Below are 22,163 nucleotides of genomic sequence, written 5' to 3' on the forward strand. Positions count from 1 at the left end.
TAACATTATCAGGGATAAACAGGTTTTTGCAGCGGTCACCCACGCGGAAAAGGCAATGACGAAGATACCGGACGGCAAGATGCCCGAAGCCCCGACGATGAGCGATGTGGCCCGCCGCGCCGGCGTTTCGGCAATGACTGTGTCGCGGGCCCTGAAAGAAGGCAGCCATGTTTCCAAGGAAACGCGCGAGCGGATAATGCAGGCGGTCAACGAACTCGGTTATGTTCTCGACCAATCGGCCGGCAGCCTTTCGTCCCGGCGTACAGGCTTCGTCGCCGCCATCATCCCTTCGATCAACAATTCGAACTTTTCCGACACGGCGCGCGGCATCACCGATGCGCTCGAGGGAACCGGCCTGCAATTGCTGTTGGGCTACACCAATTATTCGGTCGAGCGGGAAGAAGAGTTGATCGAGGCTATGCTGCGGCGCCGGCCCGAGGGTATCATCCTGACCGGCGGCTCCCACACGCCGAAGGGCCGACGCATGCTTGAACAGGCCGGCATCCCGGTCATCGAGACCTGGGACAGGCCGGCCCAACCGATCGACAAGGTCGTTGGCTTCTCCAATGGCGAGGCGATGGAGCTCCTTGTCGAAACTCTTGCTGCCAAGGGTTACCAGCGCTTCGGCTATATCGGCGGCACGACGGCGCGCGATACGCGCGGCAGCCAGCGCCGGGCGGGTTTTGTTCGCGCTTTGGAAAGACTGAACCTGCCAGCGGACCGCCTGATTTCCTTCGGCGTCCCGCCAATTTCGATGGAACAGGGTGCGCAGGCGGTCGTCAACATGCTGGAGCGCTGGCCGGACACGCAGGTGGTGCTTTGCGTTTCGGACCTTTCGGCCTTTGGCGCGCTCATGGAATGTCAGCGCCGGGGCATGAAAGTCCCGGAAGACATTGCCATTGCCGGTTTCGGTGACTACGAAATCGCCGCCTGCTGTCACCCGCGCATGACGACCATCAACGTCGATTGCTACGGCATCGGCCGACAAGCAGCGCTCAAGCTGACGCAGACCATCCAGGGCATGGGGATGCCGGAAGCCATCACCGTCACCGGCTTTCGCGTCATCGAGCGCGAGAGCACGTAATTCCATGTTGGGTAGACCGCTAGAACGCGATCTGTACCTTCATCGACCGGCTGCGGTCGGATCTTTCCAGCTGGCTGGGAAACGCCCTCCGGCCGCCGCTTGGCAATGCCGATGAACTGGCCGGTTGGCGGTCTTTCTTGTCGGCAAGGCATCCTCTATCGTGAACGGACACACACTCTATGTCGATTGTGGCATCACCACCTGTCTTTAAGGGCCTGATCATCGTGATGGGCGTCAGTGGCTGCGGCAAGTCTTCCATCGGGGAGCGGCTGGCGGATCAACTCGGCCTGCCCTTCGTCGAGGGCGACAGCCTGCACCCGGCAGAAAACATAGCCAAGATGTCGGCCGGCATTCCGCTTGACGATGGCGATCGCTGGCCCTGGCTTGAGATCATCGGGAAACGCCTCGAAACAGCGCGTGCGACAGGCATTGTCGTTTCCTGCTCGGCGTTGAAGCGTGCCTATCGAGACCGGCTGCGGCAGGCAGCATGCGAGCGCCTCGCCTTCGTTTACCTCAAGGGTCCGAGGGACATCTTGCTTAACCGGATGACCGAGCGGCCGGGGCATTTTTTCAAGGCCTCGCTGCTCGACAGCCAGTTGGCGACCCTGGAGAGCCCGGAAGGCGAGGCGGGCGTTGTCACCGTCGATATCACGCCGTCCCCGGATATCATTGCCGGAAAAGCCCTTGACGGCCTCGCCGCCCTCGACGGAGTTGAATCATGACCCGACGGGCTGCAGGGTCGCCGTCATCGGCGCCAAGTCTTGGGGTCGGCGGGAAAATTCGGACCGAAACATTTCGGCCCTTGACTATTCCGATATGTTATCGATAACATGATCTCCAGTCGATGCTTTGGGAGGAGCGGGGATGGACGATCGCAAACTCATCGAGTTCAACGGAATCACCAAGGTCTTTGGTGGCACCCGCGCGCTCGAAAATGTCTCCATCAGCCTCATGCCGGGCGAAATCCTCGCCCTTCTCGGCGAAAACGGCGCCGGTAAATCGACACTCATCAAGACGCTTGCCGGTATCTACAAGCCTGATGGCGGCCAGATCCTGTTTCGCGGCGAGCCCTATAGCCACCGCCCGCCCAAACCGAACGAGCGCCAGCCGGTCGCCTTCATTCACCAGGACCTGGGTCTTGTCGAATGGATGACCGTTGGCGAAAACGTTGGCCTTGCACAGGGCTTTTCCCTGCGTTCGCGACTGATCGATTGGCGCCGGACGGAAGACCGCGCTCGCGAGGCGCTGGAGCTAGTCGGTTGCAACTTCGATCCGAGCACACGGGTGCAGGACTTGACCCGCACCGAAAAGTCGCTGGTCGCGATTGCCCGCGCGCTGGCTGTCGAAGCCGACGTGCTGGTGCTCGACGAGCCGACCGCAAGCTTGCCAGCCGACGAGGTGGAGCGGCTCTTCAATGCCATCCGCCCGCTCAAGGAACGCGGCGTCGGCATGATCTATGTGTCGCATCGTCTGGACGAGATCTTCCGCATCGCCGATCGGGTCGCCGTACTGCGCGACGGCAAGCTGGTGGGCCAGCGGTCGGTGGCCGAGACAAGGCCCGACGACCTGATCGAGATGATCGTCGGCCGCCCCGCCGATCAGCTTTTCGTCAAGGCCGCCTGCACGCCAGGCAAGACGGTCGTGGCCGCCCGCGATCTGGTCTGCGCAGGCACAGGACCGATCTCCTTCGATATCCGCCAGAACGAGCTTCTGGGTCTCGTCGGCCTGCGCGGCGCCGGCCAGGAACTCATCGGCAGGGCGCTATTCGGTTGCGAGGCCTTCGGTGGCACCATCCACCTGAATGGTGATATCCCGGACCTGGCGAACCCCGTCGCCGCGATGAAATCCGGTGTCGGACTGATCGCCCGCGACCGCACGGAGGAATCGGTGGCAATGTCGCTGTCGCTTCGGGAAAACACTTTCCTTAATCCGGGTGCGTCCGGCCGCGGCCTGTTCTCGTTCCTGTCGCCGGCGAACGAAGCCGAGCAGGCACGCAAGATCGGCGAGACTGTTGGTCTTCGTCCGAACGACCAGAGCCTGCCGATCGAGGCGCTGTCGGGCGGCAACCAGCAAAAAGTGGTCGTCGGCCGTTGGCTGCGGACAGGCCGCAAACTGCTTGTGGCCGAAGACCCGACAGCCGGTGTCGATATCGGCGCCAAGGCCGAGATCTACAAGCTGATCGCCCGGGCGCTCGAGGCGGGCCTTGCCGTCGTCGTCGTATCGACCGACTTCGAGGAAATCGCCCATATCTGCCATCGCGCACTGGTGTTTTCACGCGGCCGCATCGTCGCCGAACTTCAGGGCGACGCCCTTACCACATCCGCCGTCATTTCCGCCGCTTCGGCATCGGAAGCCGCCTGAGAGACCACGGGAGCTTTGAACCATGCAATCGATCGAATCCACCGCGCTTGAGCCGACGCGCAGCGAACTGGCGGGGCTGACCACGAGCCAGAAGATTGCTCGCTATATCCCCGTCTACGGCCTGGTCATCCTGACGGTCTTCCTGATCGTCCTGTTCTCGCTGCTACTGCCGCAGACCTTCCCCACTCTTCTCAACCTGCGCTCGATCGTTTCCGACAAGGCGATCATCGCACTTCTGTCGCTGGCGGCGATGATCCCGATGGCATCCGGCCGGATCGACCTCACTGTCGGCTACGGCATCGTTCTCTGGCACATTCTGGCGATCAGCCTGCAGACCATGTTCGGCGTGCCATGGCCGATTGCCGTCGTTATCGTGCTTGCGCTCGGCGCCCTCACCGGTTTCCTCAATGGCCTTCTGGTCGAGGTCGCGCGGATCGACAGTTTCATCGCAACGCTTGGCACCGGCACGATCCTTTATGCGCTGGCGCTCTGGCACACGGGTGGCCGACAGGTGGTCGGCGTCCTGCCCGAAGGCTTCTATGCGCTCAACGGTACGATGGTTCTCGGCCTACCGATCACCGGTTTCTACGTCCTGCTGTTTGCCGTCGCGCTTTGGATCATCCTCGAATATCTGCCGATCGGCCGCTACGTCTATGCCATCGGCGCCAACCCGAAGGCGGCGGCGCTGAATGGCATCCCGGTCCGCCGTTTTGTCATCGGCGCCTTCGTCTCGTCGGGAACGCTTGCGGCGCTTGCCGGCGTGCTCCTTGCCTCGAAGCTGCGTATCGGCCAGGCAAGCGTCGGGCTCGAATATCTCTTGCCGGCGCTCGTCGGCGCCTTTCTCGGCTCCACGACCATCAAGCCCGGCCGCGTCAATGTCTGGGGCACGATGACGGGCGTCATCATTCTCGCCGTCGGCATCTCGGGCATCCAGCAGACAGGTGGCTCGTTCTTCGTCGAGCCCCTCTTCAACGGCGTCACCCTGCTCGTTGCCATTGGCATCGCCGGCTACGCCCAGCGCAAGCGGGGCGCCGTCGGCAAGGCGGCCGCACCCGGCCTGGTGCCCGCAAGAACACCGAAAAACTGACGGAACATCGATTGTGCGAAACGCACGTCTTCAAAGGGAGGAAGAACCATGAAACGCAGAACAATGATCCAGGGATCGGTCGCCATGCTGGCGCTGATGCTGGCCGGCCCGGCACTGGCCGATGCCACGGCGGACGCCAAGGCCTTGGTCGACAAATACGCCACCCGCGTCACGGCCTGGGACGGCCCGAAGGCAAGCCCGAAGGCGCAGGACGGCAAGACAATCGTCGTGCTCGCCGGCGACCTGAAAAACGGCGGCATTCTGGGGGTCACCACCGGCGTCGAGGAAGCAGCCAAAGCAATCGGCTGGGAAGTCAAGGTTCTCGACGGCGCGGGCTCGATCGGCGGCCGCACAGCAGCCTTCGGACAGGCCATGGCTTTGAAGCCGGCGGGCATCATCATCAACGGTTTCGATGCGGTCGAGCAGGGTCCGGCGCTGGAGCAGGCCAAGGCTGCGGGCATTCCGCTGGTTGCCTGGCATGCGGGTCCGGTAATCGGCCCGGACGAAAAGACCGGTCTCTTCGCCAATGTCAGCACCGATGCCATGGAAGTCTCCAAGGCTGCGGCCGACTATGCCTATGTCGACGCTAAGGGTAAGCCAGGCGTGATCATCTTCACCGACAGCACCTATGCTATCGCTATTGCCAAGGCCGACAAGATGAAGGCCGAGATCGAGGCGCTCGGCGGCACGGTGCTCGAATATGTCGATACCCCGATTGCCGAAACCTCGCAACGCATGCCGCAGTTGACGACGTCTCTGTTGCAGAAATACGGCGACCAGTGGACCCATTCGCTCGCCATCAACGACCTCTATTTCGACTTCATGGGCCCCTCTCTCGCCGCAGCAGGCAAGGGCGGCACGGACGCGCCGATCAATGTCGCCGCAGGAGACGGCTCGGAATCGGCCTATCAGCGCATCCGCGCTGGCCAGTTCCAGAAAGTGACGGTCGCTGAACCGCTCAACCTGCAGGGCTGGCAGCTCGTCGACGAGCTGAACCGCGCCTTCGCTGGCGAACAGTGGTCAGGCTACCTCTCACCCCTCCACGTCGTCACGTCTGACAATGTCGAGTTCGATGGCGGACCGAAGAATAGCTTCGACCCGGACAACGGCTACCGCGACGAATACAAGAAACTCTGGGGCAAGATTTAACGACCTCCCAGGAGCTGGGCACCGCGAATGGTGCCCCTTTTTCTTCCGCCTTGTGAAATCCCGCCAGCCGAAGGCAGTATCATGATCATTCGCTATGCCCTCTTCGAAGGGGAAATTCATCCAGGCAAGGAAGCCGCATTCCGCGCTTATGTGAAGGAAAGGCTCGTGCCACTCTGGACCCGGTTTCCGGGCGCCGAGGAGGTCCGTGTGCTGGACGGAGCCGATCGCGACGAGGGAGCACCAGCCTTCGCCATGGCGCTCGCCATACGCTATCCCGACCTCGAAACCTGCAACAGGGCGCTGCAGTCAGACGTGCGCTTCGAAAGCCGCGCTGTAACCGGCGGACTGCTTGAGATGTTCTCGGGGCGCGTCCATCACCATGTTTTCACGGCGAACGAATATCCGACGGTGTAGAACGACGGTGCATCGCTGAAATCCGCGTACAGCGCCGCGCGCATAATTTTACGCACCTATCTACCAAAGAAAGGTGGATACAATAATGAACGGCAAGAGGCGCATGTCTCTCGCCGTGAAAACGGACGACATTCTTACCGTGTCGGCTTGGGTCGTTGTAGCTGAAATGTTCGTCGGCGTGGATGGTCGATCCCTTCCTGACGTGATCGCGAACGAAAGCCCAGGCCTCATCGCCGTCCTCGGCGCGGTGTGCTTGGTTAATTCCTATTCAAACGGCATCTTGTGCCCATCCAAGCATCAGAATTAGGTATGCTCATGGACCGGAATTCGGGAATTTTGCGGAAGCAACTTTGTGACGGCTTCGCGGTCGCGGTCGGACTGCTCCACCGCAGGAGTCTTTATCAGGCCCCCGGTACCCCGTTGGCATATCGAGTTTCTCGCGATTAATTTATATTGTTTTTTTGTGGTAGAACAACCAACTCAAAATACAAATTAATCTCTGCCATTGACGAAAAGAATTGGTGAGATTATATTGTATTCGATTTTGGTGGTTACAGAGCAAAAACGAAATGAATTTTAATCTACGCACATTGGGGCCCTCGGAAGCCAAGGTAGTGCTCTCCCTCATAGAGGAAGGACGCACGGTCGTACGTCCTGGCGACGCCAAACGTATCCTCGGCTCCGAGATGACGAGCCGAACAGTGGTGCGAGGTCTCGCGGACAAGGGCTGGCTAGCACGCGTTATAGGTGGTCGGTACATGCTGCTGCCGCCCGAGTATGGGCCGGAGAACCTTGGGGAGAACAACATTCTGGCTATGGCCGCGGCAGCCGTGGACCCGTCCTATATAGGCTGGTGGTCCGCCGCCTCGTGGCATGGCTTTACGACACAGCGGCCCATGACCGTTTTCGTAGCAACGAAACGGCAGGTTCCAGCCAAGGTCATCGAAGGTAACGATGTGCGTTTCGTCAAGGTCGCAGAGAGAAAGTTCTTCGGCTTCGATACGTATGATGTGTACGGCCGAGATGTTGCCATCTCCTCGCCCGCAAAAACGGTCGTGGACTGCGTGGACCGCCCGGACCTCTGCGGCGGTCCATCTGAACTGGCCAGGATCGTGTATGCGGCGCTCGCTGACATCGATCCTGAGGACCTGCTCAATGCTGCGATGATGTTGAAATCCAAGGTGGTCATGCAGCGATTGGGCTTTCTTGCCGACCTCGTGGGAAGGCAGCTCCCTTCCGATATTCGCGCGGCCATGCGTTCTGCCATTCCAAACAGTCAACGCTCTAGCTTCGGGCGACCCGAACGCAAGGATGGAGACATTGGATATGTTTCAAGCTGGGGGCTTTTCGTCAATGCACGCGAGTCTGACTTGCTCGCCGAAGTGCTAGCTCCTCAGAGCGTCTCCTGATGTTGTCCGCGAATGACCTTCGTAAAGTTGCAGCTCGATCCGGGGCGCGCGACATCGGAAACGTTGAGATCGACGTCACCCTGACGTACCTGCTTCAGCTCTTCGTCGACAAGGGGATCATGAATCACGTAGCCTTCAAAGGCGGCACGATGCTTCGCAAAATGGTGTTCGGCCCGCGAGGCCGTCTATCTACCGATCTCGATTTCACCCGCTGCAACGACATTGATCTTGATGACCTGATGATCATGATGCTCGACGCACTGGGGCAACCCTACCACGGATTAAGTTTCCGCTTCGACAAAGACAAGGATTGGTACACGACGGACGACGGTTGCGCCGCCAACCCAGTTTGCTTCCACGACGCCAATCCGAGAGGGCTGAAAATCAAGCTCCAGGTCAGTACGCGCGAGCAACCTGTGTTGCCAGTCCTGCCTGTCGAACAAATCAAGCAGGACTACTTCGATCTGCTCCCGTTCGCGCCGGCTCCAATAGCTTCTCTGACATTTGAAGAAGTCGTTGCCGAAAAAATCCGCGCGGCGAGCCAGCGATCCAAGATTCGAGACTTGCACGACCTATCGGAAATCGCCCTTCGCCCTCTGAACCGAGAACTTGTTCGGTCCCTTGCCGTTTTGAAACTATGGAACAGCGGCGGCGAGGGACTCAATTACGATCGCTTCTCCGATCGGGTGCGGGGAAGTGCCGACTACGAGATCGCGGACCTCGCGAGCCTCCTGCGAAAAGACCAAAAGCCAGACTTGCCGAGTATGATTAATCGAGTGGTGGAGAGTTACAGATTCCTCCTCGATCTAACTGATGACGAGCGAATTTTGGCAGTGGATAACGCAAACAAGAGACATCGTGAGGCGAATTCGCTTGTCGCAAAGATCAGGCTCGCTGCCTAGACCTTGACGACGTAAGCACAAATGCGCCACGATAAATTCAATCTCTGATTGCTGCGGGTGTTTGGTGGGTGTTCCTACATAACTCCGCAAATATTCCGATTCATTTCTGATACAATTTGCCGCATCCCTCGAAAGTTTGATCGGGATCATGCAACTTTTCCGGCAATAATGCGATCCATGTCAGCAATTACATCATCGATATCCTCGTACTCGCCTGCGGCGACTTGTTCTCTTCCTCTCCTTGCCGCGAGGATGTCAGAGCCTTCATTCAAAAGGTATGTTCTCAGCGCCCGAACGATGATGTAACTTCTGGAACGTTCGGTCGATTCAGCAATCAGCTCGATATCTGACAAAACATCCAGCGGAATTCGCAGCGTTACCGATTCTGACGTATTAGGTTTCGTCATCTGCAACCCCTTTTTGAATTTGTAAGACAATGTAAGACATTCGGGGTCCATGAACTCGTCTATCGCCGATTGGAAGCCGACCGATGCCCCCCACTTGGAATCCTCGACGTCATCGACCCAATCAGGATTAATATTAAATTATCAGACGGAATGCCTTTGTTTGGTAGATAGGTGCGTAATTTTATCGTTAAATCGATTTCGATTTAACGAATTGCGCAGCCGTCGCGTCTGCTCATTCCTCGCCGCTTTCGTCAGATATTGTCGTGCCGATGTCCGCGGCCATCATCCGATCGCGGCTGAGAAGCCCTGCGTCCTCAAGCATCTCAATATCAGGCAGATCGCGCAGGGTGTCGAAGCCGAAGGCTGACAGGAATGCCTGCGTCGTGACGTAAGTGTAAGGCGCCCCGGGCTGCGGGCTGCGTGGGCCCGAAGCGATGAGCTCAAATGAACGCAGGTTGCCGATCAGGTCGCGGCTGATCTCCTTACCGAAGATCTTCGAAAGTTCTGCACGCGTCACCGGTTGGAAATAGCCGATCGCCATCAACACGGCCGCCTCATCGGCACTCAGATCGGCGGTTGCCCGCGTTGGCGCCCCGGATGCACGGATGACGCCGGCATAGGCGGGTTTGGTACGATGCTGCCAGCCGCCGGCGATGGATACCAGCTCATACGGCCGGCCGCGCAGCTCCTCGCGCAGATCGTCGATCAAAAGGTCGATGCTGCAATTGCGGCCAACGACCCCGGCCAGCGTTTCGCGGGGCACCGGCGTCGCCGAAGCAAAGATGACCGCCTCGACGCGCTGCATCCATTCGCGCCAGCGCAACTCCGGTGGCAGATCGGCGAGCTCGGTGTCGAGCAGCGCATTGTCTGAACGCCTCCGCTGACGATCCGCCCGTCCGACCCTGGCCGCGTTTGCTTGTCTTGCCACGTTCACAACCCGTAGATCCGGAACGTCGATCGCCCGGACAATTCGCGCACAGCGTCGAATTCGATCAGGCGCTCAAACAGTCGGCGGCTGGCCCAGCGCGACAGCTTTGCGGTCCGCAACGCGCCGGAAACGGCGTCCTCGTCGAGCAAAAGGCGGATTGCCTCGCCTGCCCCCTTGGCCCGCAGCTTCGGCGCAACCGCCGCCAGCCGATCCGCACGCCTGGAAACCTCCGCCGCCAGCCGGCACGCTTCGGTCGACGCCTGCGCCAGAGCCAGACACACCGCCCGCTCAAATCCCAGCTCGCCCGGACGCATACGGCCCCTGCCCGTCTCAAGACGAAACGCAGTCGAAGTACGCTGCGCCATCAGGAGCGGGATCGGACGGTCCCATCGCAGTCTTTGCGCCAGCATCCAGTCGGCCAGCCACCAGGCGAGCACTTCGGCATCCGGCCGGATGGTGTAAAGCTCCGTGACGATGGCTGCGGCGGCAAAGGGAGCCATCGTTCCCGCTTGATTGATTGCATCGATCATGGCCGGGATGGTGGCAAGTTCATCACCCCAGCGGATAGCGAAGAGGTCGGCGAGTTCGCGCAGTACCTTTGTATCGATCGTCGTTAGCCGGGCCGCCAGCCGTTTATAGGCCGCGAAGATGTCGCCGGCCGGGCCCAAATCATCGCCGGAACCGCGCAGAACCCAGACATCGCGCAAGGCCGCCTCGTCCTCGGATCGGCCGGCAAGCCGCACTGCCGATACGGCACATTTCAACGCCAGGCGCTGACGCCAGACACCGGCCCAATCCGGCTGCATCCGCACCAGCGTGTCCAGCGCATTCAATGCTGCGCCTGCCAGGAAGGCCGCGTCCGTGTCGCTGGTAACGGGTCCGCGCGGGACCGCCCACGCAGGAACAACGGGCATTGGATCGGGCCGGGCAGTCTGGGAATCGAATTTCGACATCGGTGAAGCTTAGGTCAAGAGATCGCTTTTCACCACAGAATTGTTGAAAACCGCACAGCATGATAACCGGCAAGGAACGACCGATAAGCTGGCGGTCTCTCCGGCTCGCTCCTCGGCAAGCCCGCGAAGAAACCGTAGATTATGTGAGGAAGGACTGTCGTTGGTCAGAACCAAAAGAAGCGTAGCGTAGGCTTGCTCGATTGCCTGGTGAAGGAAAAATGCCGACATCGCCTTCGGATTGATAAAACCTGACCCCTTCCAAGAATTTGTGCGCATGCGTGCTTTGGCCGTACCGGGTCGAGCAGTGACGTTTAGGGTGAATGTACTAATCCCCGACGCCGCAGTCAGCAAAAGTGTCCTTCATAGCAAGCAGGATGATAACAGCCGAGGCTGCACCTGGATCTACGTGCCCGAGGGACCGCTCTCCCAGTCGTGCCGCCCGTCCGCGCGCCGCAACCATCGAACGTGTGGAGTTTGCCCCGGTTTCCGCTGCCTCTACTATCCTGTTCCACATTTCCGGAATCCCGACATCATTTGCCCGTGCACTGACAGCCGCTTCCGTAGCCGGCACCCAGGCGTCCAGCATCGTCTTGTCGCCGCGTTGCCCCTTGCCGCGCTGTTGAATGCCAGCCGTCATTGCCTCTACAATCGCGGCCTGGCCGGAAGCCGAAAGAGATTCGTCTTGCTTGAGGGCTTGGGCGGCCCTTCGGAATGCCGTCGCATAAAGGGGGCCAGTGGACGCGCCGACTGCATCGAGAAAGGCCGAGGCTGCAATCGTAAAAATCTCTGACGGAAGGGTGTGATCCAGGTCGACTTTCGCCAGTTCAGCGTTTACGGCCATGAAGCCCAGAGCCATGGTGATCCCATGGTCAGCATCGCCAATGGCGCCATCCAGCTCAGAGAGATGATCCTTCTCGGAGTTGATTGCAAAAGATATGCGCTGAAACATCCCGCTCAAGCGTCGCGCCGCTTTTTCCGACATAGTCTTTCTCCCAACCCCATCAGGTTGCGCCCTTACTTGGCAGGGTGCATCTCGTGTGTATTTAGCCGACCCTCAGAGCGGCGGTGTCGCAAGGGTGGCATAGTAATTCCGTCAACTCGTGGTCGAGGTGCAAAACTGATATGGATGCACCGACCATATCGAGTGAGGTGCAGTAGTGCCCCACCCAGTTCGCTTCTATCTTGATGTCCTTTGCGCTCAGCCGCTGTTCGACGCGTCTGAACAGAATGTAAAGTTCCATCAATGGCGTGGCTCCGAAGGAATTGATCAGCACCGCAACCCGGTCGCCCGAAGAAGGCTTCATCTCGGCGAAGATGCGGTCCATGACCCTGTCTGTGATTTCGTCGGCGCTCATCATTTTTTCGCGGATGACGCCACGCTCTCCGTGGATACCCATACCGATCTCTATGTCATCGGGACCAATCTCGAAATTGTGTCGTCGGGTCTGGGGCAGTGAGCAGGGCTCTAGCGCAACACCCATGGTAAAGGTTCGCTCGTTGGCCTTGCGCGTTACCGCCTCGCAGGCATCGAGCGACATTCCCCGATCGCAGGCAGCCCCGGCAATCTTGAAGATGAAGAAGTTTCCAGCGACACCTCGACGACCTTCCTTATCCTCCACAGGAGAGGAGGCAATATCATCCGTCGTCAGTACAGTTCGGACATCAATCTTCTCTTCCTGCGCCATCTCGGCGGCCATCTCGAAATTCATGACGTCGCCGGCATAGTTGCCATAGACAAAGAGCACGCCTTCTCCACCGGACGCAGCCTTTGCACACTCAAGAATCGGTGTGGGAGGTGGCGATGAGAAAATATTGCCTATGGCGACCGCATCGGCGAGACCCTTGCCGACGTATCCGAGGAAGCAGGGCTCATGGCCAGTGCCGCCGCCGATGACAAGACCGACCTTTCCCGGACGCGGTCCTGTGCGTGCGACGAGCGTCCGATTGGACCCCTTGATCGGCGCAATATAGGCAGAATGGGCTTTTACTACGCCGTCAAGCATTTCGTCGACGACGTGATCAGGATTGTTCAGGAACTTCTTGATATGCGTGCGAACGCCGCTGGGCAACTGAACGGTGTTGTCAAATCTGGGGCGTTGCGAATTCTTCGGGTCAATCTCCTTCACGCCGTCGGCGTTCAGGATACCTCGGCCAGTCGCAGCATCGGTGATGAGAACGTTGATGTAGCCGCCGCGAAGCGCCGCGAGGATAGCGGGTACTTTGTCGAAACCGCCGGCGACGGCAATACGCAGCCCTATCGATTTCAGCATATCGAGGGATATCCCGATCATTCGGTCGTCGAGCGGACCGGCGACCGGTTGTCCCTGCGGGTCGATGAAACGCCCTGCGACGACCCCGACTGCATTCTTCGCCAGATATTCCTGGAGCGAGACTGACTCAAAGTAACCGCTGGTGTGAATGGTCGAGTTGGGGCGCAGCGACGAGACGCCGAACAGCGCTTTGTTGGCTTTGGAAAGGATCGCAAACTGGTCTTCAATAAGTGACTCACGTAGCAGGACGTCGCGAACCTCCGCAGTCGAAACGATGGCCGGCGTGGTCAGATTGATCAATTTCCCGCTGACTGCACCGGCGAAGGCGGCTGCACAGAGTTCCGGCGTGTAGGCAAAACGCGCCCGCGTACCACCGGTCGCCTGAACAACCGTAACATCCTGGAGATTGGTTACGGACAACTGTTCGGCGATTGCAAGGACCGTTCGGCCCCAGGCAACGGCTAATGTATCACCAGATTTCAGAAGCTTGGCGACAGCTTGAGCGCCCGCCGCGCCGAGCCGGTCGATCAATGGCCGCGAACCGTCGTCGCTGGGTACAACAAGACAGTCATTCAGCCCGAAATGGCCTTTGAGCTCCTGCGCGACCGAGAGTGAACTCAGACGCGACGGTTCCAGAGAGATATTGACAATCCCACGGCTGCGGGCGTCGGCCAGATAGCTGTTTACAGTCGCCCGCGAGATACCCATGATTTCCGCGATATCGCCTTGTGTCCTGCCATCCTCATAGTAAAGCCAGCAGGCCCAGACGTAGGGATCATCTCCATAGCGCAGCGGCATGGCTTCAAATCCCTCCACCACGCCCGTCTTGCTTGCACCGGCTTTGCCAACTGAAGATGTTTTGCCTATCATGACTACCAACGGTTCCCTTTTGTCGCCCGAAGATGAATGCAATACAGCATGTTTGCAAATTCTTCCTCAGGCAAAGGGAGCGGCGCGCGACGCCACTGGAGACAGCAGCATCGCGCAGCCTTGGGAGTTTCGCCTGCGGGGAAAGAAGCCCCGCGAAGTCACGCCATTCTATTGAAGCCGGGTGCGGGCGCCGAGAGAAAGTTCTTTCAGGATGATTGCACAAGAGGTCGCCCCGGCATCCAGCACACCAAGCGAGCGCTCGCCAAGACGGCTTGCACGGCCGATCTTGGCCACCAGATTGAGTGTCGAGTCGCGGCCCGCCTCGGCTGCTGCCACCAATGCGTCGAGAGCTTCGGCAAACGACTTGCCGGCGGCCACGGAAGCATCAAAAGCTTCAACGGCCGGCACCAGCGTGTCGAGCAGCGTCTTGTCACCAACTTTCGCCGAGCCGATTGACTGGATGCCTTCTAGTCCAGCGTGCAACATCCGGCTAAAGGTATCGCTGCTTATGGCTTCGACACCCTCGAGCTTCTCAGCAAACTCAGTAAACATCACGCCGTAAAGCGGTCCCATCGACCCGCCAATCTCGGTCATCAAAATGGTACCCAATGTCTCAAGTGATGCGGCAAGCGGCAGATCTTTACCCTTGAGGCGTTCAGACGCCATGCCGAACCCCTTGGCCATATTGACCCCGTGGTCACCGTCACCAATTTTACCGTCGATCTCACTGAGATAAGCCCGGTTTTCCACGATCCGGTCGGCCATTGACAGGATGATATCGCCGGCGGCGGCATTGTTAAGTGTCTGCATTGACCTGTCTCCCTCAGAGTAATGTTGTGCAACGGACTTCGACGTCGAGAAGCCCTTTCAGTTCGTCGTCAAGACCCATCACGGTCAGCGTCGCGCCGACCATTTCCAGCGAGGTGAAATAATTGCCCACATAGGTCTTGTAGACCTTGAGGCCACGACCTGTGATCTCGGTCTCGATCGTGTCGTTCAAAATATAGAGTTCATTGACCGGTGTAGCGCCGAGACCCGAAACGAGCACCGCAACCTCGGTACCCACGGCCAGATTGTGATCGTCAAGTACAATCTGGCACATGTCCCTGGCGACCTCCGCAGCCGTTTTCAGCGCTTCCACCCGAACTCCCGGCTCGCCATGGTGACCGATACCGACTTCCATGGTGCCGGGCTCGATCTTGAAATTCGGATGGCCGACGGCCGGAAGGGTGCAGGGTCCCAGACCGACCCCGATTGATCGGCAACTATCGATCGCCCTCTGGGCGGTAGCGCGGACTTCCTCGAGGCTTGCCCCCTGCGCGGCCTTTGCGCCGCCGATCTTCCACATGAAGATTTCGCCTGCGACACCGCGGCGCTTCTCGCGTTCCTCGGGCGGGGCGGAGCAAACGTCGTCATTGGCGACCACCGTTGCCACCTCGATACCGTCCTTGGCCGCGAGCTTGACCGCCATCTTCACGTTCATGTTGTCGCCTGCATAGTTGCCATAGAGGCAAATAACGCCCTTTCCACCATCGGCTTCCCGAATTGCGTCATGGAAGCTTTTGGCTGTCGGCGAGGAAAACAGCTCGCCGACAGCGACCGCGTCGAGCATGTTCTTGCCCGCGTAGCCGATGAAGGCGGGCTCATGTCCAGAACCACCGCCGGTGACGACGCCGACCTTTCCGACCTTCGGTGTATTTCTCGCGGCGATCACACGCGGGTTTTCGGCAATGCGTACGATATCCGAATGTGCCTTGACGAAGCCTTTTACCGTGTCTTCAACGACTTCGTCGGGATTGTTGATGAACCGCTGCATGATGTCTCCTGTCGTATGCTCGAGCGCTTGGCTCAAAGAATTGTGTAGCCGCCATCGATCAAGAGATCAGCGCCGTTGATCATGTCCGCGCCCGCGGAGGAGAGGAAGATGGCGGCAGCCGCGATCTCTTCCGGGAACGCAAATCGGCCCGAAGGGATGCGTTTTTTCGCCGCTTCACCCTTTTCGCCGGACCAGGCCTTCTTGCCGAGTTCCGTGAGCACGATGGTTGGGGAAATGGTGTTGACGCAGATGCCGTGCTTGCCCCATTCGGCCGCAAACGTCTTGGACATCCCGATAACGCCGAACTTGGAGGCACAGTAGGCGACGTGCTCCTCGATTGCGACGGTGCCAGCCTGCGAGGCAAGGTTGATAATCTTGCCGCCCTTGCCGGCCGCGATCATCACCCGACCAACGGCCTGGGTCACGAGGAAACTGCCCTTGAGGTTGATGTTGATGGTCTTTTCCCAGTGATCCAGCGACAGGTCTTCTGCCGGTGCAAGAAAAGCCACACCCGCGCTGTTAACGGCGATATCGATGCCGCCTAACGTTGATACGACGCTAGCAATTGCTGCATTGACAGAGTCCGCATTGGAGACATCGCAGACGAAGGGGCTTGCAGCGCTGCCCAACTGCGTTGCCTTCGCCTTCGCAAGGTCGACATTGATGTCGAGAACAGCGACCTTTGCGCCCTTGGAAACGAAGGCTGCCGCGACGGCAGCGCCAATGCCGGATCCGCCGCCCGTAACGACCGCGACCTTGCCGGAAAGCGGAAAGTTCAAATCAATTTCTGGAGCTGTATCGGTCATCTCACTCAAACCTCGGTATGTTGGGAAGCGGGGCGAGCTTGCCGCCCCGCCGGATCGGTTTTTACTTGCGTGTTTCGAGCAGCTTGTCGACGTTCCTATTCGTCACCGGAGTCCACGGGACGTTGTAGTTCTTTTCCTTGCCGTCATTGAACGGCATGTCCGGATACTGGGCCCAGATAGTCGACTCCGGCTTGTAGGCGCCATTCTTTGCATTGAGGATGGCCAGATCGAGCGCGCCCTGTGCCTGCGCACTGGCATCCTGAAGTATGGATGTCATGGTGCCATCTTTGACTGCACGAAGCGCATCGGTGATGCCGTCAATACCAGCGATTGCGAAGTCGCCGACATTGAGCTTGGCGGCCTTGATCGCTTCGATTGCGCCAAGCGCCATTTCATCATTCTGGCCGATCACCCCATCGATCTGACCCGGATGGGCGGTGAGCCAGTTTTCCATCAGGGTCTGAGCCTCGGCACGCGACCAGTTCGCCGTCTGATCCTCAATGACTTTCACATCTGGGCATTCGGCGAGCGCCTTTTTGTTGCCTTCAAGGCGCGAAATCTGTGCCGACTGCCCGATAGGACCTTCAAGAATTACAACGTTGCCCTTGCAACCGATTTTGTCGAGCACCGTCCTGGCTTCCATGTAGCCGGAGATGGTGTCATCCGAGCCGACATAAGCCGACAGGAGGTCGGAATTAACGCGGGTGTTGGAGCCGACGACGGGAATACCGGCATCATGCGCGGCCTGAACCGCAGTTGCACCCGCTTCGATGTCGATCGGAACGAAAATGATCGCGTCGAATTGCTGCGTGATCATCGTGTTGAACTGCTCCTGCTGAACCAGGGCATCGTAGCGCCCGTCAAAGACAGTCAACTCGACTTCGCCGCTCTTTACGGCAGGGTGCTGCTGGAGCGCCGCTGACCAGATCTGCATAAATTCTGCGTTGAGGCCGTAGGGGGCAGCGCCGATTTTCAGTTTCTTGTCTTGCGCCAAAGACGGTGAAGCCAAGACCGCCGTCGTGACAGCAAGGGCAATAAGCAGTTTCTTCATTGTTAGTCTCCTCCGTTGGAACTCCGGCGACCGTATGGCGCGCCGTTTGGGCTCCGAATGCGAAGCATCCGGATTTCGTCGGGTTCAAGCGCCCTGATTTCGTTTCTGGTCGAGCATCACGGCGCCAACGATCAGCGCGCCTTTAAGGACCTGCTGGTAGTAGGATTGGATCCCCATTAGATCGAGGCCGTTGTTCATGACGCCAATAATCAACGCGCCGATGAGTGTGCCGGTTATGCGCCCAACACCACCGGAGAGGCTGGTTCCTCCAATGACAACGGCAGCGATTGCGTCCAGCTCGTATGCAATACCTGCCTGAGGCAGCGCAGATCCGGTGCGTGCCGAGAGGATCATGCCAGCCAATCCCGAAAGGCTGCCTGATATCACATAGACGAGAAAACGCAGTCGGGTGACATTGATGCCCGATGTATTGGCAGCATGCGGATTTCCGCCGACAGCATAGATGTAGCGACCGAAACGCGTGCGCGTCAGAACCCACCACGAGACCGCAAAAACGATCGCAAGCAGGATCACCGGCATGGGCACACCCAGGACATTACCGGTTCCAATCCAGCGAAACTCAGGCGTCAGGGCTGGAACCGGCTTGCCGCCGCCGTAGATGAGCGTCAGTCCTCGGGCAGCGGAGAGCATGCCAAGCGTCGCGACAAACGCCGGTACAGCAAAACGTGAGACGATCAGTCCGACCAACGAACCACAAGCGATACCGACGATCAGTCCGATTGCGAGAGCGAGGTAGGCCGGATAGGGCGAGCCCAATATACCGGCCGTCGCGGACGTGGTCGCAAAACTCGCGCTGACAATACCGGCGAGCGCGACGACAGAGCCGACGGAAAGATCAATGCCACGCGTCAGGATGACGAAGGTCATACCAATCGCCAGGACACCGTTGATCGATGTCTGCAGCAGGACATTTGATATATTACCTGGGGTCAAGAAGTATTCGTTCGAAACCGAAAGGATCAGGGCAAGCAGCAGAAAAGCCAGGAAAATCCCGTATTCCTGAATGATCAGCCTGCGCCGGTTGGAACTGAACCAGGCGCTGGACGCATTGTTGTCGGTGGCGGACATGTGAATTACCTCTCAATTACCGGACGCATCTGTGTTTGACGTCTGCCCTTCCTGTCAGGTCGACAGGTGGACAAGCGACTGCGCGTCGGTTTCCTCCCTGCGATAGATTCCGGTGGACCGGCCTTGGCGCATCACGAGAATTCGGTCCGACATGCCGAGGACTTCGTCGATTTCGGAAGAAATCATCACGACAGTCCCGCCAGCTTCCGCGAAGTCACAAATGATGCGGTAGATCTCCCGCTTGGCACCCACGTCGACGCCGCGGGTAGGTTCATCAAGGAGCAAGACCTTGGGATTGCGTAGAAACCATTTGCCAAGCACGACCTTTTGTTGATTTCCACCCGACAGGCCCGAAACGGCCATCGTGTCTCTCGCGGCCTTGATGCTGAAGTGCTTGATCATTTCCTGGCTGGCGGCCATTTCCGATCGGCGATTCATCGAGAAATTCGGACTCATTTCGGGCAAACTGGCCAGGCAGATGTTGTTGCGCACGCTGTCTGTCAGATTGAGACCAGTCAGCTTCCGATCCTCGGTAACGAATGCCAGACCATGCGCCATGGCGTCGGCAGGCCTGCTGACCGATATTGGCTCTCCGTCCAGTTTGATGCTGCCGGTTGACGGTGAATCAAGTCCGAAAAGGCAGTTGAAAATTTCGGTGCGGCCAGATCCCATCAGGCCATAAATGCCAAGAATCTCACCCTTGTGGGCGGTAAACGAGATATCGTCGATTTTCCCAGGCGCGGTCAGGCCCGTCACCTCCAACCCCGCGACGTCCGTCGGAGCATTGGTTTTAATGTATTCCTCTCCAAGCTCACGGCCGACAATCAGGCGGATCAGTTCTGGGCGATCAATCTGGTCCAACTCGCCGCTCCCGACATAACTCCCATCGCGAAACACGGTGTAGGAGTCTGCGATCTGAAAGATCTCAGAGAGCCGATGCGAGACATAGACGATGCCTTTGCCCGCTGCCTTCAGCCGTTCGATTGCCGAAAACAGGTGCTGCGCTTCCTTCTCGCCTATGGCGGATGTCGGCTCATCCATGAAAATGACTTCGGCGTCATGACTGAGCGCCTTGGCGATTTCCACGAGCTGAACCTGCGCAACCGAAAGGTTCATCATGAACTGGTTTGCACGAATATTGAATTCGAGTTGGTCGAGGAGAGCCTGGGCATTGCGGTTCATCGTCTTGAAGTCGATGCCGCCAAAGCGGCCGGAAGGCTCCCGGCCGAGATAGATGTTCTCGGCGACAGTCATATGAGGGATTGGGCTCAGCTCCTGCTCGATGATGGCGATACCAGCTGCCAAAGCCTCTGCGGGTGACGAGTAGACAACCTCATTGCCACGGCGGCGGATGAAACCGCCGTCCCGGGCGTGAATACCCATCAGGATTTTCAGAAACGTGGACTTGCCGGCGCCATTGCCGCCGCACAACGCATGCACCGAGCCCTGTCGCAACTGCAGGCGGCCGTTTCGCAATGCTGCGACGCCACCAAAGGACTTCTGCAGTCCTCCTACTTCAAGCAGGTATTCCAACTGTCTCTCCTCCTCAGCCGGCCCAATCAAGTGTGGGCCACCGATGCCTGGAGCCTCCATTCAGCATCGGTTTTGACAATATTCAATTAGCTATCGACAAATGTCAAGTGTTGAGTGAGAATATGCATGCTGCAGCGAGGAATGGTCGCCCGACGCGTTACGCAGCGACGTTCCGCGCAGGTCTGCGAACCCAAGAGAGCTTATGAAAGGAAACACCAATGAAGATTGTGATCGGCGCCGATAGCGCAGGCAAACCGCTGCTGGAGGTAATCTCCGCATATCTTTCCAATAGGCCAAACGTTACCGTCACCGACATCAGCCAGCCTGGCTTTTATGCTGATATTTCAAAGGCAGCAGGCGAAATGCTCATGGCCGGCAAGTTCGACCGCGGGCTGCTGTTTTGTGGTACTGGGATCGGCGTGGCAATCTCCGCAAACAAAGTGCCGGGAATTCGCGCAGCCCTTACACATGACACCTATTCTGCCGAGCGCGCTGCAAAATCCAACAACGCGCAAATCATCACGATGGGTGCGCGTGTCATCGGGCCAGAACTGGCAAAGGCGATTGTCGATACGTACCTGGCGTCGGACTTCGATCCGAATGGACCATCCGCGGACAACGTCAAGGCAATCGACCGGCTCGATGAAGCCAAGCACTGAGCTTCAGTCTCGCTTCGACGTCGTCGACCGGTTTAGGTGGTGCCAGGTGCGCTTGCTGGCGCGATCCATATGTTTGCTCTTGGGACGAGGTGAAAGTCCTCGCCGGCGGTATCGGGAGTCGTCCCGGAGCCCGAACGTTTCTGCCGCAAGGCGGAAGATCAGCAGATCCGGCGAGCCGGAGCCAACGGTATAGTCCAGATGGAAGAGGATATGCGCAATCACCTGCCGTTTGGCAGGTGATACGCCGCCTTTTCACCCAAGGGACGTTGGCGCTCCGGACCTTTGACCGGCATGTCACCGTCGCAACAAAAACCTTTAAAGGGCAAGACGATGACTGTCTTCGGTTGAGCCCGACCATCGACAGAGACCGACTGCGCTAACGTGACCAGTCAATAGACATGGACAATGGCGAAAGTAGGCGCAGACTTACATTGAACGTCGCAGAAATCGCGAACAGCAGGGCCTTGGCCCCGACCTTCACTCGGCGACAACAGTGATCGGTATGCCAGCCGACCTCAAGCTCTCAAGAGAACCCTCATCCGGTTTGCTTCCAGTCAAAACGCCCGTGAACTCGTCCAGTTCACACAGAAATTGAAGCGCTCTTTTACCGAATTTGCCGTGGTCGACCAACAGGAACGTTCTCTCGGAAGCCCGCATCATCAAACGTTTCGCCTGTACAGACTCCTGCTCCCGGTGGAAGGCCGATGTCCCATAAACCGATGATGCCGACATGAATGCGATGTCAGCTCGTAAAGAACGCAGCGCCTCTTCAGTCAAAAGCCCGAAAAACCCGTGAAACTTCTTGCTGTACTGGCCTCCGAGGGTAATCAGGGTAATTCCTTCTTTCCCAGCAAGAAGTTCAATCACGGCAAGATTGCTTGTGATCACTGTCAGCGGTTGCTTGTCGGCGATGTAGCGGGCAACACCTCCCGCAGTTGACCCGTCATCGATGATGACTGTCTGACCGGATTCGATTTGATCGGCTGCTGCTTTCGCGATGCGATCCTTTTCCTTCGCGGCCAAGCGTTGGCGGAACCTAAAATCGACTTCGAACTGATTGTTCGGCTCAATCGAAGCCCCCCCGCGAATCCTACGCAGCAGCCCGTCTCCCTCAAGATCGTTCAGATCGCGGTGAATGGTCATCTCCGACACGCCAAAGCGCGTTGAAAGCTCCTCGACCGTTACCGTCCCGGCTTCCATGAGGAGGTTCATGATGCTCTGCCTGCGGCTATTTAGTTTCATCTCTCGCATTCCTCGTTTTCAGGCAGCTGGCTTGTTTTTATGGCGAGCAAGGCCCGATGTAAACAAACACAATCTACAACATATGAAACAAAAATAATGTTACTTTGTTATTTTTGGTTGTTAGAGAATACGG

At 58.4% G+C, this 22,163-nt stretch carries 22 protein-coding genes and 2 pseudogenes; 11 read left to right on the top strand and 13 right to left on the bottom strand.

From position 1 onward, the window contains the following. Positions 1-55 precede the first annotated feature (55 nt). From WI754_RS26105 to WI754_RS26150, 10 genes and pseudogenes are all read left to right on the top strand, one after another. Positions 56-1,084 (top strand): LacI family DNA-binding transcriptional regulator, encoded by a 1,029-nt coding sequence (locus WI754_RS26105; protein ID WP_341486902.1) that lies wholly within the window; start codon positions 56-58, stop codon positions 1,082-1,084. 127 nt (positions 1,085-1,211) lie between these two features. Continuing rightward, a pseudogene (locus tag WI754_RS26110) lies at positions 1,212-1,295 on the top strand (gluconate 5-dehydrogenase); the annotation flags it as partial. After that, positions 1,264-1,806, top strand: a complete 543-nt coding sequence (locus WI754_RS26115; RefSeq protein ID WP_341486903.1) for a gluconokinase — start codon at positions 1,264-1,266, stop codon at positions 1,804-1,806. The pseudogene WI754_RS26110 and the gene WI754_RS26115, both read left to right, overlap by 32 nt. A gap of 142 nt (positions 1,807-1,948) precedes the next feature. Further along, positions 1,949-3,445, top strand: coding sequence for a sugar ABC transporter ATP-binding protein (locus tag WI754_RS26120; RefSeq protein WP_341486904.1), 1,497 nt, complete (start codon positions 1,949-1,951; stop codon positions 3,443-3,445). A 22-nt stretch (positions 3,446-3,467) separates the two neighbouring features. Next, positions 3,468-4,532: an ABC transporter permease gene (locus tag WI754_RS26125; RefSeq protein ID WP_341486905.1), complete on the top strand. Its 1,065-nt coding sequence runs from the start codon at positions 3,468-3,470 to the stop codon at positions 4,530-4,532. A 48-nt stretch (positions 4,533-4,580) separates the two neighbouring features. Then, positions 4,581-5,681 carry a substrate-binding domain-containing protein gene (locus WI754_RS26130; RefSeq protein WP_341486906.1) on the top strand — a complete coding sequence of 367 codons (1,101 nt, stop codon included), beginning with the start codon at positions 4,581-4,583 and terminating at the stop codon, positions 5,679-5,681. A gap of 81 nt (positions 5,682-5,762) precedes the next feature. Beyond that, entirely contained in the window at positions 5,763-6,095 is a 333-nt protein-coding gene (locus tag WI754_RS26135) for a hypothetical protein (RefSeq protein ID WP_341486907.1), read from the top strand. Between the two features lie 85 nt (positions 6,096-6,180). Further along, entirely contained in the window at positions 6,181-6,402 is a 222-nt protein-coding gene (locus tag WI754_RS26140; RefSeq protein ID WP_341486908.1) for a hypothetical protein, read from the top strand. A gap of 451 nt (positions 6,403-6,853) precedes the next feature. Continuing rightward, positions 6,854-7,504 (top strand): type IV toxin-antitoxin system AbiEi family antitoxin, encoded by a 651-nt coding sequence (locus WI754_RS26145; protein ID WP_349437962.1) that lies wholly within the window; start codon positions 6,854-6,856, stop codon positions 7,502-7,504. Further along, on the top strand, positions 7,504-8,406 hold the full coding sequence (locus WI754_RS26150) for a nucleotidyl transferase AbiEii/AbiGii toxin family protein (protein WP_349437964.1): 903 nt from the start codon (positions 7,504-7,506) through the stop codon (positions 8,404-8,406). The genes WI754_RS26145 and WI754_RS26150 overlap by 1 nt, the downstream gene beginning before the upstream one ends. A gap of 146 nt (positions 8,407-8,552) precedes the next feature. Here WI754_RS26150 and WI754_RS26155 read toward each other — a convergent pair whose 3' ends face one another. The 12 genes and pseudogenes from WI754_RS26155 to WI754_RS26210 all read right to left on the bottom strand — a co-directional run bounded on the left by WI754_RS26155 (position 8,553) and on the right by WI754_RS26210 (position 20,129). Then, complete coding sequence (locus WI754_RS26155; protein ID WP_341486911.1) at positions 8,553-8,813, bottom strand: ribbon-helix-helix protein, CopG family; 261 nt, start codon at positions 8,811-8,813, stop codon at positions 8,553-8,555. 232 nt (positions 8,814-9,045) lie between these two features. Beyond that, on the bottom strand, positions 9,046-9,618 hold the full coding sequence (locus tag WI754_RS26160; protein WP_341488011.1) for an SMC-Scp complex subunit ScpB: 573 nt from the start codon (positions 9,616-9,618) through the stop codon (positions 9,046-9,048). A 125-nt stretch (positions 9,619-9,743) separates the two neighbouring features. Next, a complete protein-coding gene (locus WI754_RS26165; RefSeq protein WP_341486912.1) occupies positions 9,744-10,694 on the bottom strand; it encodes a DUF1403 family protein in 951 nt (316 codons plus the stop codon). A gap of 105 nt (positions 10,695-10,799) precedes the next feature. Beyond that, positions 10,800-10,922, bottom strand: a pseudogene (locus WI754_RS26170) (nucleotidyltransferase); the annotation flags it as partial. Positions 10,923-11,019: 97 nt separating this feature from the next. Next, entirely contained in the window at positions 11,020-11,676 is a 657-nt protein-coding gene (dhaL, locus tag WI754_RS26175) for a dihydroxyacetone kinase subunit DhaL (RefSeq protein ID WP_341486913.1), read from the bottom strand. 61 nt (positions 11,677-11,737) lie between these two features. After that, a complete protein-coding gene (locus WI754_RS26180) occupies positions 11,738-13,762 on the bottom strand; it encodes a bifunctional sugar-binding transcriptional regulator/dihydroxyacetone kinase subunit DhaK (protein ID WP_341486914.1) in 2,025 nt (674 codons plus the stop codon). A 240-nt stretch (positions 13,763-14,002) separates the two neighbouring features. Further along, positions 14,003-14,644 carry a dihydroxyacetone kinase subunit DhaL gene (gene dhaL, locus WI754_RS26185; RefSeq protein ID WP_341486916.1) on the bottom strand — a complete coding sequence of 214 codons (642 nt, stop codon included), beginning with the start codon at positions 14,642-14,644 and terminating at the stop codon, positions 14,003-14,005. A gap of 13 nt (positions 14,645-14,657) precedes the next feature. Next, on the bottom strand, positions 14,658-15,650 hold the full coding sequence (locus WI754_RS26190; protein ID WP_341486917.1) for a dihydroxyacetone kinase subunit DhaK: 993 nt from the start codon (positions 15,648-15,650) through the stop codon (positions 14,658-14,660). Between the two features lie 32 nt (positions 15,651-15,682). Beyond that, positions 15,683-16,456, bottom strand: a complete 774-nt coding sequence (locus WI754_RS26195; protein WP_341486918.1) for an SDR family oxidoreductase — start codon at positions 16,454-16,456, stop codon at positions 15,683-15,685. Positions 16,457-16,517: 61 nt separating this feature from the next. Then, positions 16,518-17,507, bottom strand: a complete 990-nt coding sequence (locus WI754_RS26200; RefSeq protein ID WP_341486919.1) for a substrate-binding domain-containing protein — start codon at positions 17,505-17,507, stop codon at positions 16,518-16,520. An 84-nt stretch (positions 17,508-17,591) separates the two neighbouring features. Beyond that, a complete protein-coding gene (locus tag WI754_RS26205; RefSeq protein ID WP_341486920.1) occupies positions 17,592-18,596 on the bottom strand; it encodes an ABC transporter permease in 1,005 nt (334 codons plus the stop codon). A gap of 54 nt (positions 18,597-18,650) precedes the next feature. Beyond that, complete coding sequence (locus tag WI754_RS26210; RefSeq protein WP_341486921.1) at positions 18,651-20,129, bottom strand: sugar ABC transporter ATP-binding protein; 1,479 nt, start codon at positions 20,127-20,129, stop codon at positions 18,651-18,653. A gap of 218 nt (positions 20,130-20,347) precedes the next feature. Between WI754_RS26210 and WI754_RS26215 the strand changes: the two genes are divergently transcribed. Continuing rightward, positions 20,348-20,788 (top strand): RpiB/LacA/LacB family sugar-phosphate isomerase, encoded by a 441-nt coding sequence (locus tag WI754_RS26215; protein ID WP_341486922.1) that lies wholly within the window; start codon positions 20,348-20,350, stop codon positions 20,786-20,788. Between the two features lie 477 nt (positions 20,789-21,265). Here the strand turns inward: WI754_RS26215 and WI754_RS26220 are convergent, their stop codons facing one another. After that, the gene (locus tag WI754_RS26220; protein ID WP_341486923.1) at positions 21,266-22,030 is read right to left on the bottom strand and encodes a DeoR/GlpR family DNA-binding transcription regulator; all 765 of its coding nucleotides are present in this window, start codon (positions 22,028-22,030) and stop codon (positions 21,266-21,268) included. Positions 22,031-22,163 lie beyond the last annotated feature (133 nt).

It is taken from the genome of Pararhizobium sp. A13, assembly GCF_040126305.1.
Classification (GTDB): Bacteria; Pseudomonadota; Alphaproteobacteria; order Rhizobiales; family Rhizobiaceae; genus Pararhizobium.

Excerpts from the sequence above, each read along its gene's own strand:
- WI754_RS26215 (WP_341486922.1), top strand. The coding sequence starts at position 20,348 with ATGAAGATTGTGATCGGCGCCGATAGCGCAGGCAAACCGCTGCTGGAG.
- WI754_RS26140 (WP_341486908.1), top strand. The coding sequence starts at position 6,181 with ATGAACGGCAAGAGGCGCATGTCTCTCGCCGTGAAAACGGACGACATT.
- WI754_RS26220 (WP_341486923.1), bottom strand. The coding sequence starts at position 22,030 with ATGAAACTAAATAGCCGCAGGCAGAGCATCATGAACCTCCTCATGGAA.
- WI754_RS26195 (WP_341486918.1), bottom strand. The coding sequence starts at position 16,456 with ATGACCGATACAGCTCCAGAAATTGATTTGAACTTTCCGCTTTCCGGC.
- WI754_RS26135 (WP_341486907.1), top strand. The coding sequence starts at position 5,763 with ATGATCATTCGCTATGCCCTCTTCGAAGGGGAAATTCATCCAGGCAAG.
- WI754_RS26200 (WP_341486919.1), bottom strand. The coding sequence starts at position 17,507 with ATGAAGAAACTGCTTATTGCCCTTGCTGTCACGACGGCGGTCTTGGCT.
- WI754_RS26180 (WP_341486914.1), bottom strand. The coding sequence starts at position 13,762 with ATGCCGCTGCGCTATGGAGATGATCCCTACGTCTGGGCCTGCTGGCTT.
- dhaL (WP_341486916.1), bottom strand. The coding sequence starts at position 14,644 with ATGCAGACACTTAACAATGCCGCCGCCGGCGATATCATCCTGTCAATG.
- WI754_RS26115 (WP_341486903.1), top strand. The coding sequence starts at position 1,264 with ATGTCGATTGTGGCATCACCACCTGTCTTTAAGGGCCTGATCATCGTG.
- WI754_RS26125 (WP_341486905.1), top strand. The coding sequence starts at position 3,468 with ATGCAATCGATCGAATCCACCGCGCTTGAGCCGACGCGCAGCGAACTG.
- WI754_RS26205 (WP_341486920.1), bottom strand. The coding sequence starts at position 18,596 with ATGTCCGCCACCGACAACAATGCGTCCAGCGCCTGGTTCAGTTCCAAC.
- WI754_RS26165 (WP_341486912.1), bottom strand. The coding sequence starts at position 10,694 with ATGTCGAAATTCGATTCCCAGACTGCCCGGCCCGATCCAATGCCCGTT.
- WI754_RS26105 (WP_341486902.1), top strand. The coding sequence starts at position 56 with ATGACGAAGATACCGGACGGCAAGATGCCCGAAGCCCCGACGATGAGC.
- WI754_RS26130 (WP_341486906.1), top strand. The coding sequence starts at position 4,581 with ATGAAACGCAGAACAATGATCCAGGGATCGGTCGCCATGCTGGCGCTG.
- WI754_RS26150 (WP_349437964.1), top strand. The coding sequence starts at position 7,504 with ATGTTGTCCGCGAATGACCTTCGTAAAGTTGCAGCTCGATCCGGGGCG.
- WI754_RS26160 (WP_341488011.1), bottom strand. The coding sequence starts at position 9,618 with ATGCAGCGCGTCGAGGCGGTCATCTTTGCTTCGGCGACGCCGGTGCCC.
- WI754_RS26190 (WP_341486917.1), bottom strand. The coding sequence starts at position 15,650 with ATGCAGCGGTTCATCAACAATCCCGACGAAGTCGTTGAAGACACGGTA.
- WI754_RS26155 (WP_341486911.1), bottom strand. The coding sequence starts at position 8,813 with ATGACGAAACCTAATACGTCAGAATCGGTAACGCTGCGAATTCCGCTG.
- WI754_RS26120 (WP_341486904.1), top strand. The coding sequence starts at position 1,949 with ATGGACGATCGCAAACTCATCGAGTTCAACGGAATCACCAAGGTCTTT.
- dhaL (WP_341486913.1), bottom strand. The coding sequence starts at position 11,676 with ATGTCGGAAAAAGCGGCGCGACGCTTGAGCGGGATGTTTCAGCGCATA.
- WI754_RS26145 (WP_349437962.1), top strand. The coding sequence starts at position 6,854 with ATGCTGCTGCCGCCCGAGTATGGGCCGGAGAACCTTGGGGAGAACAAC.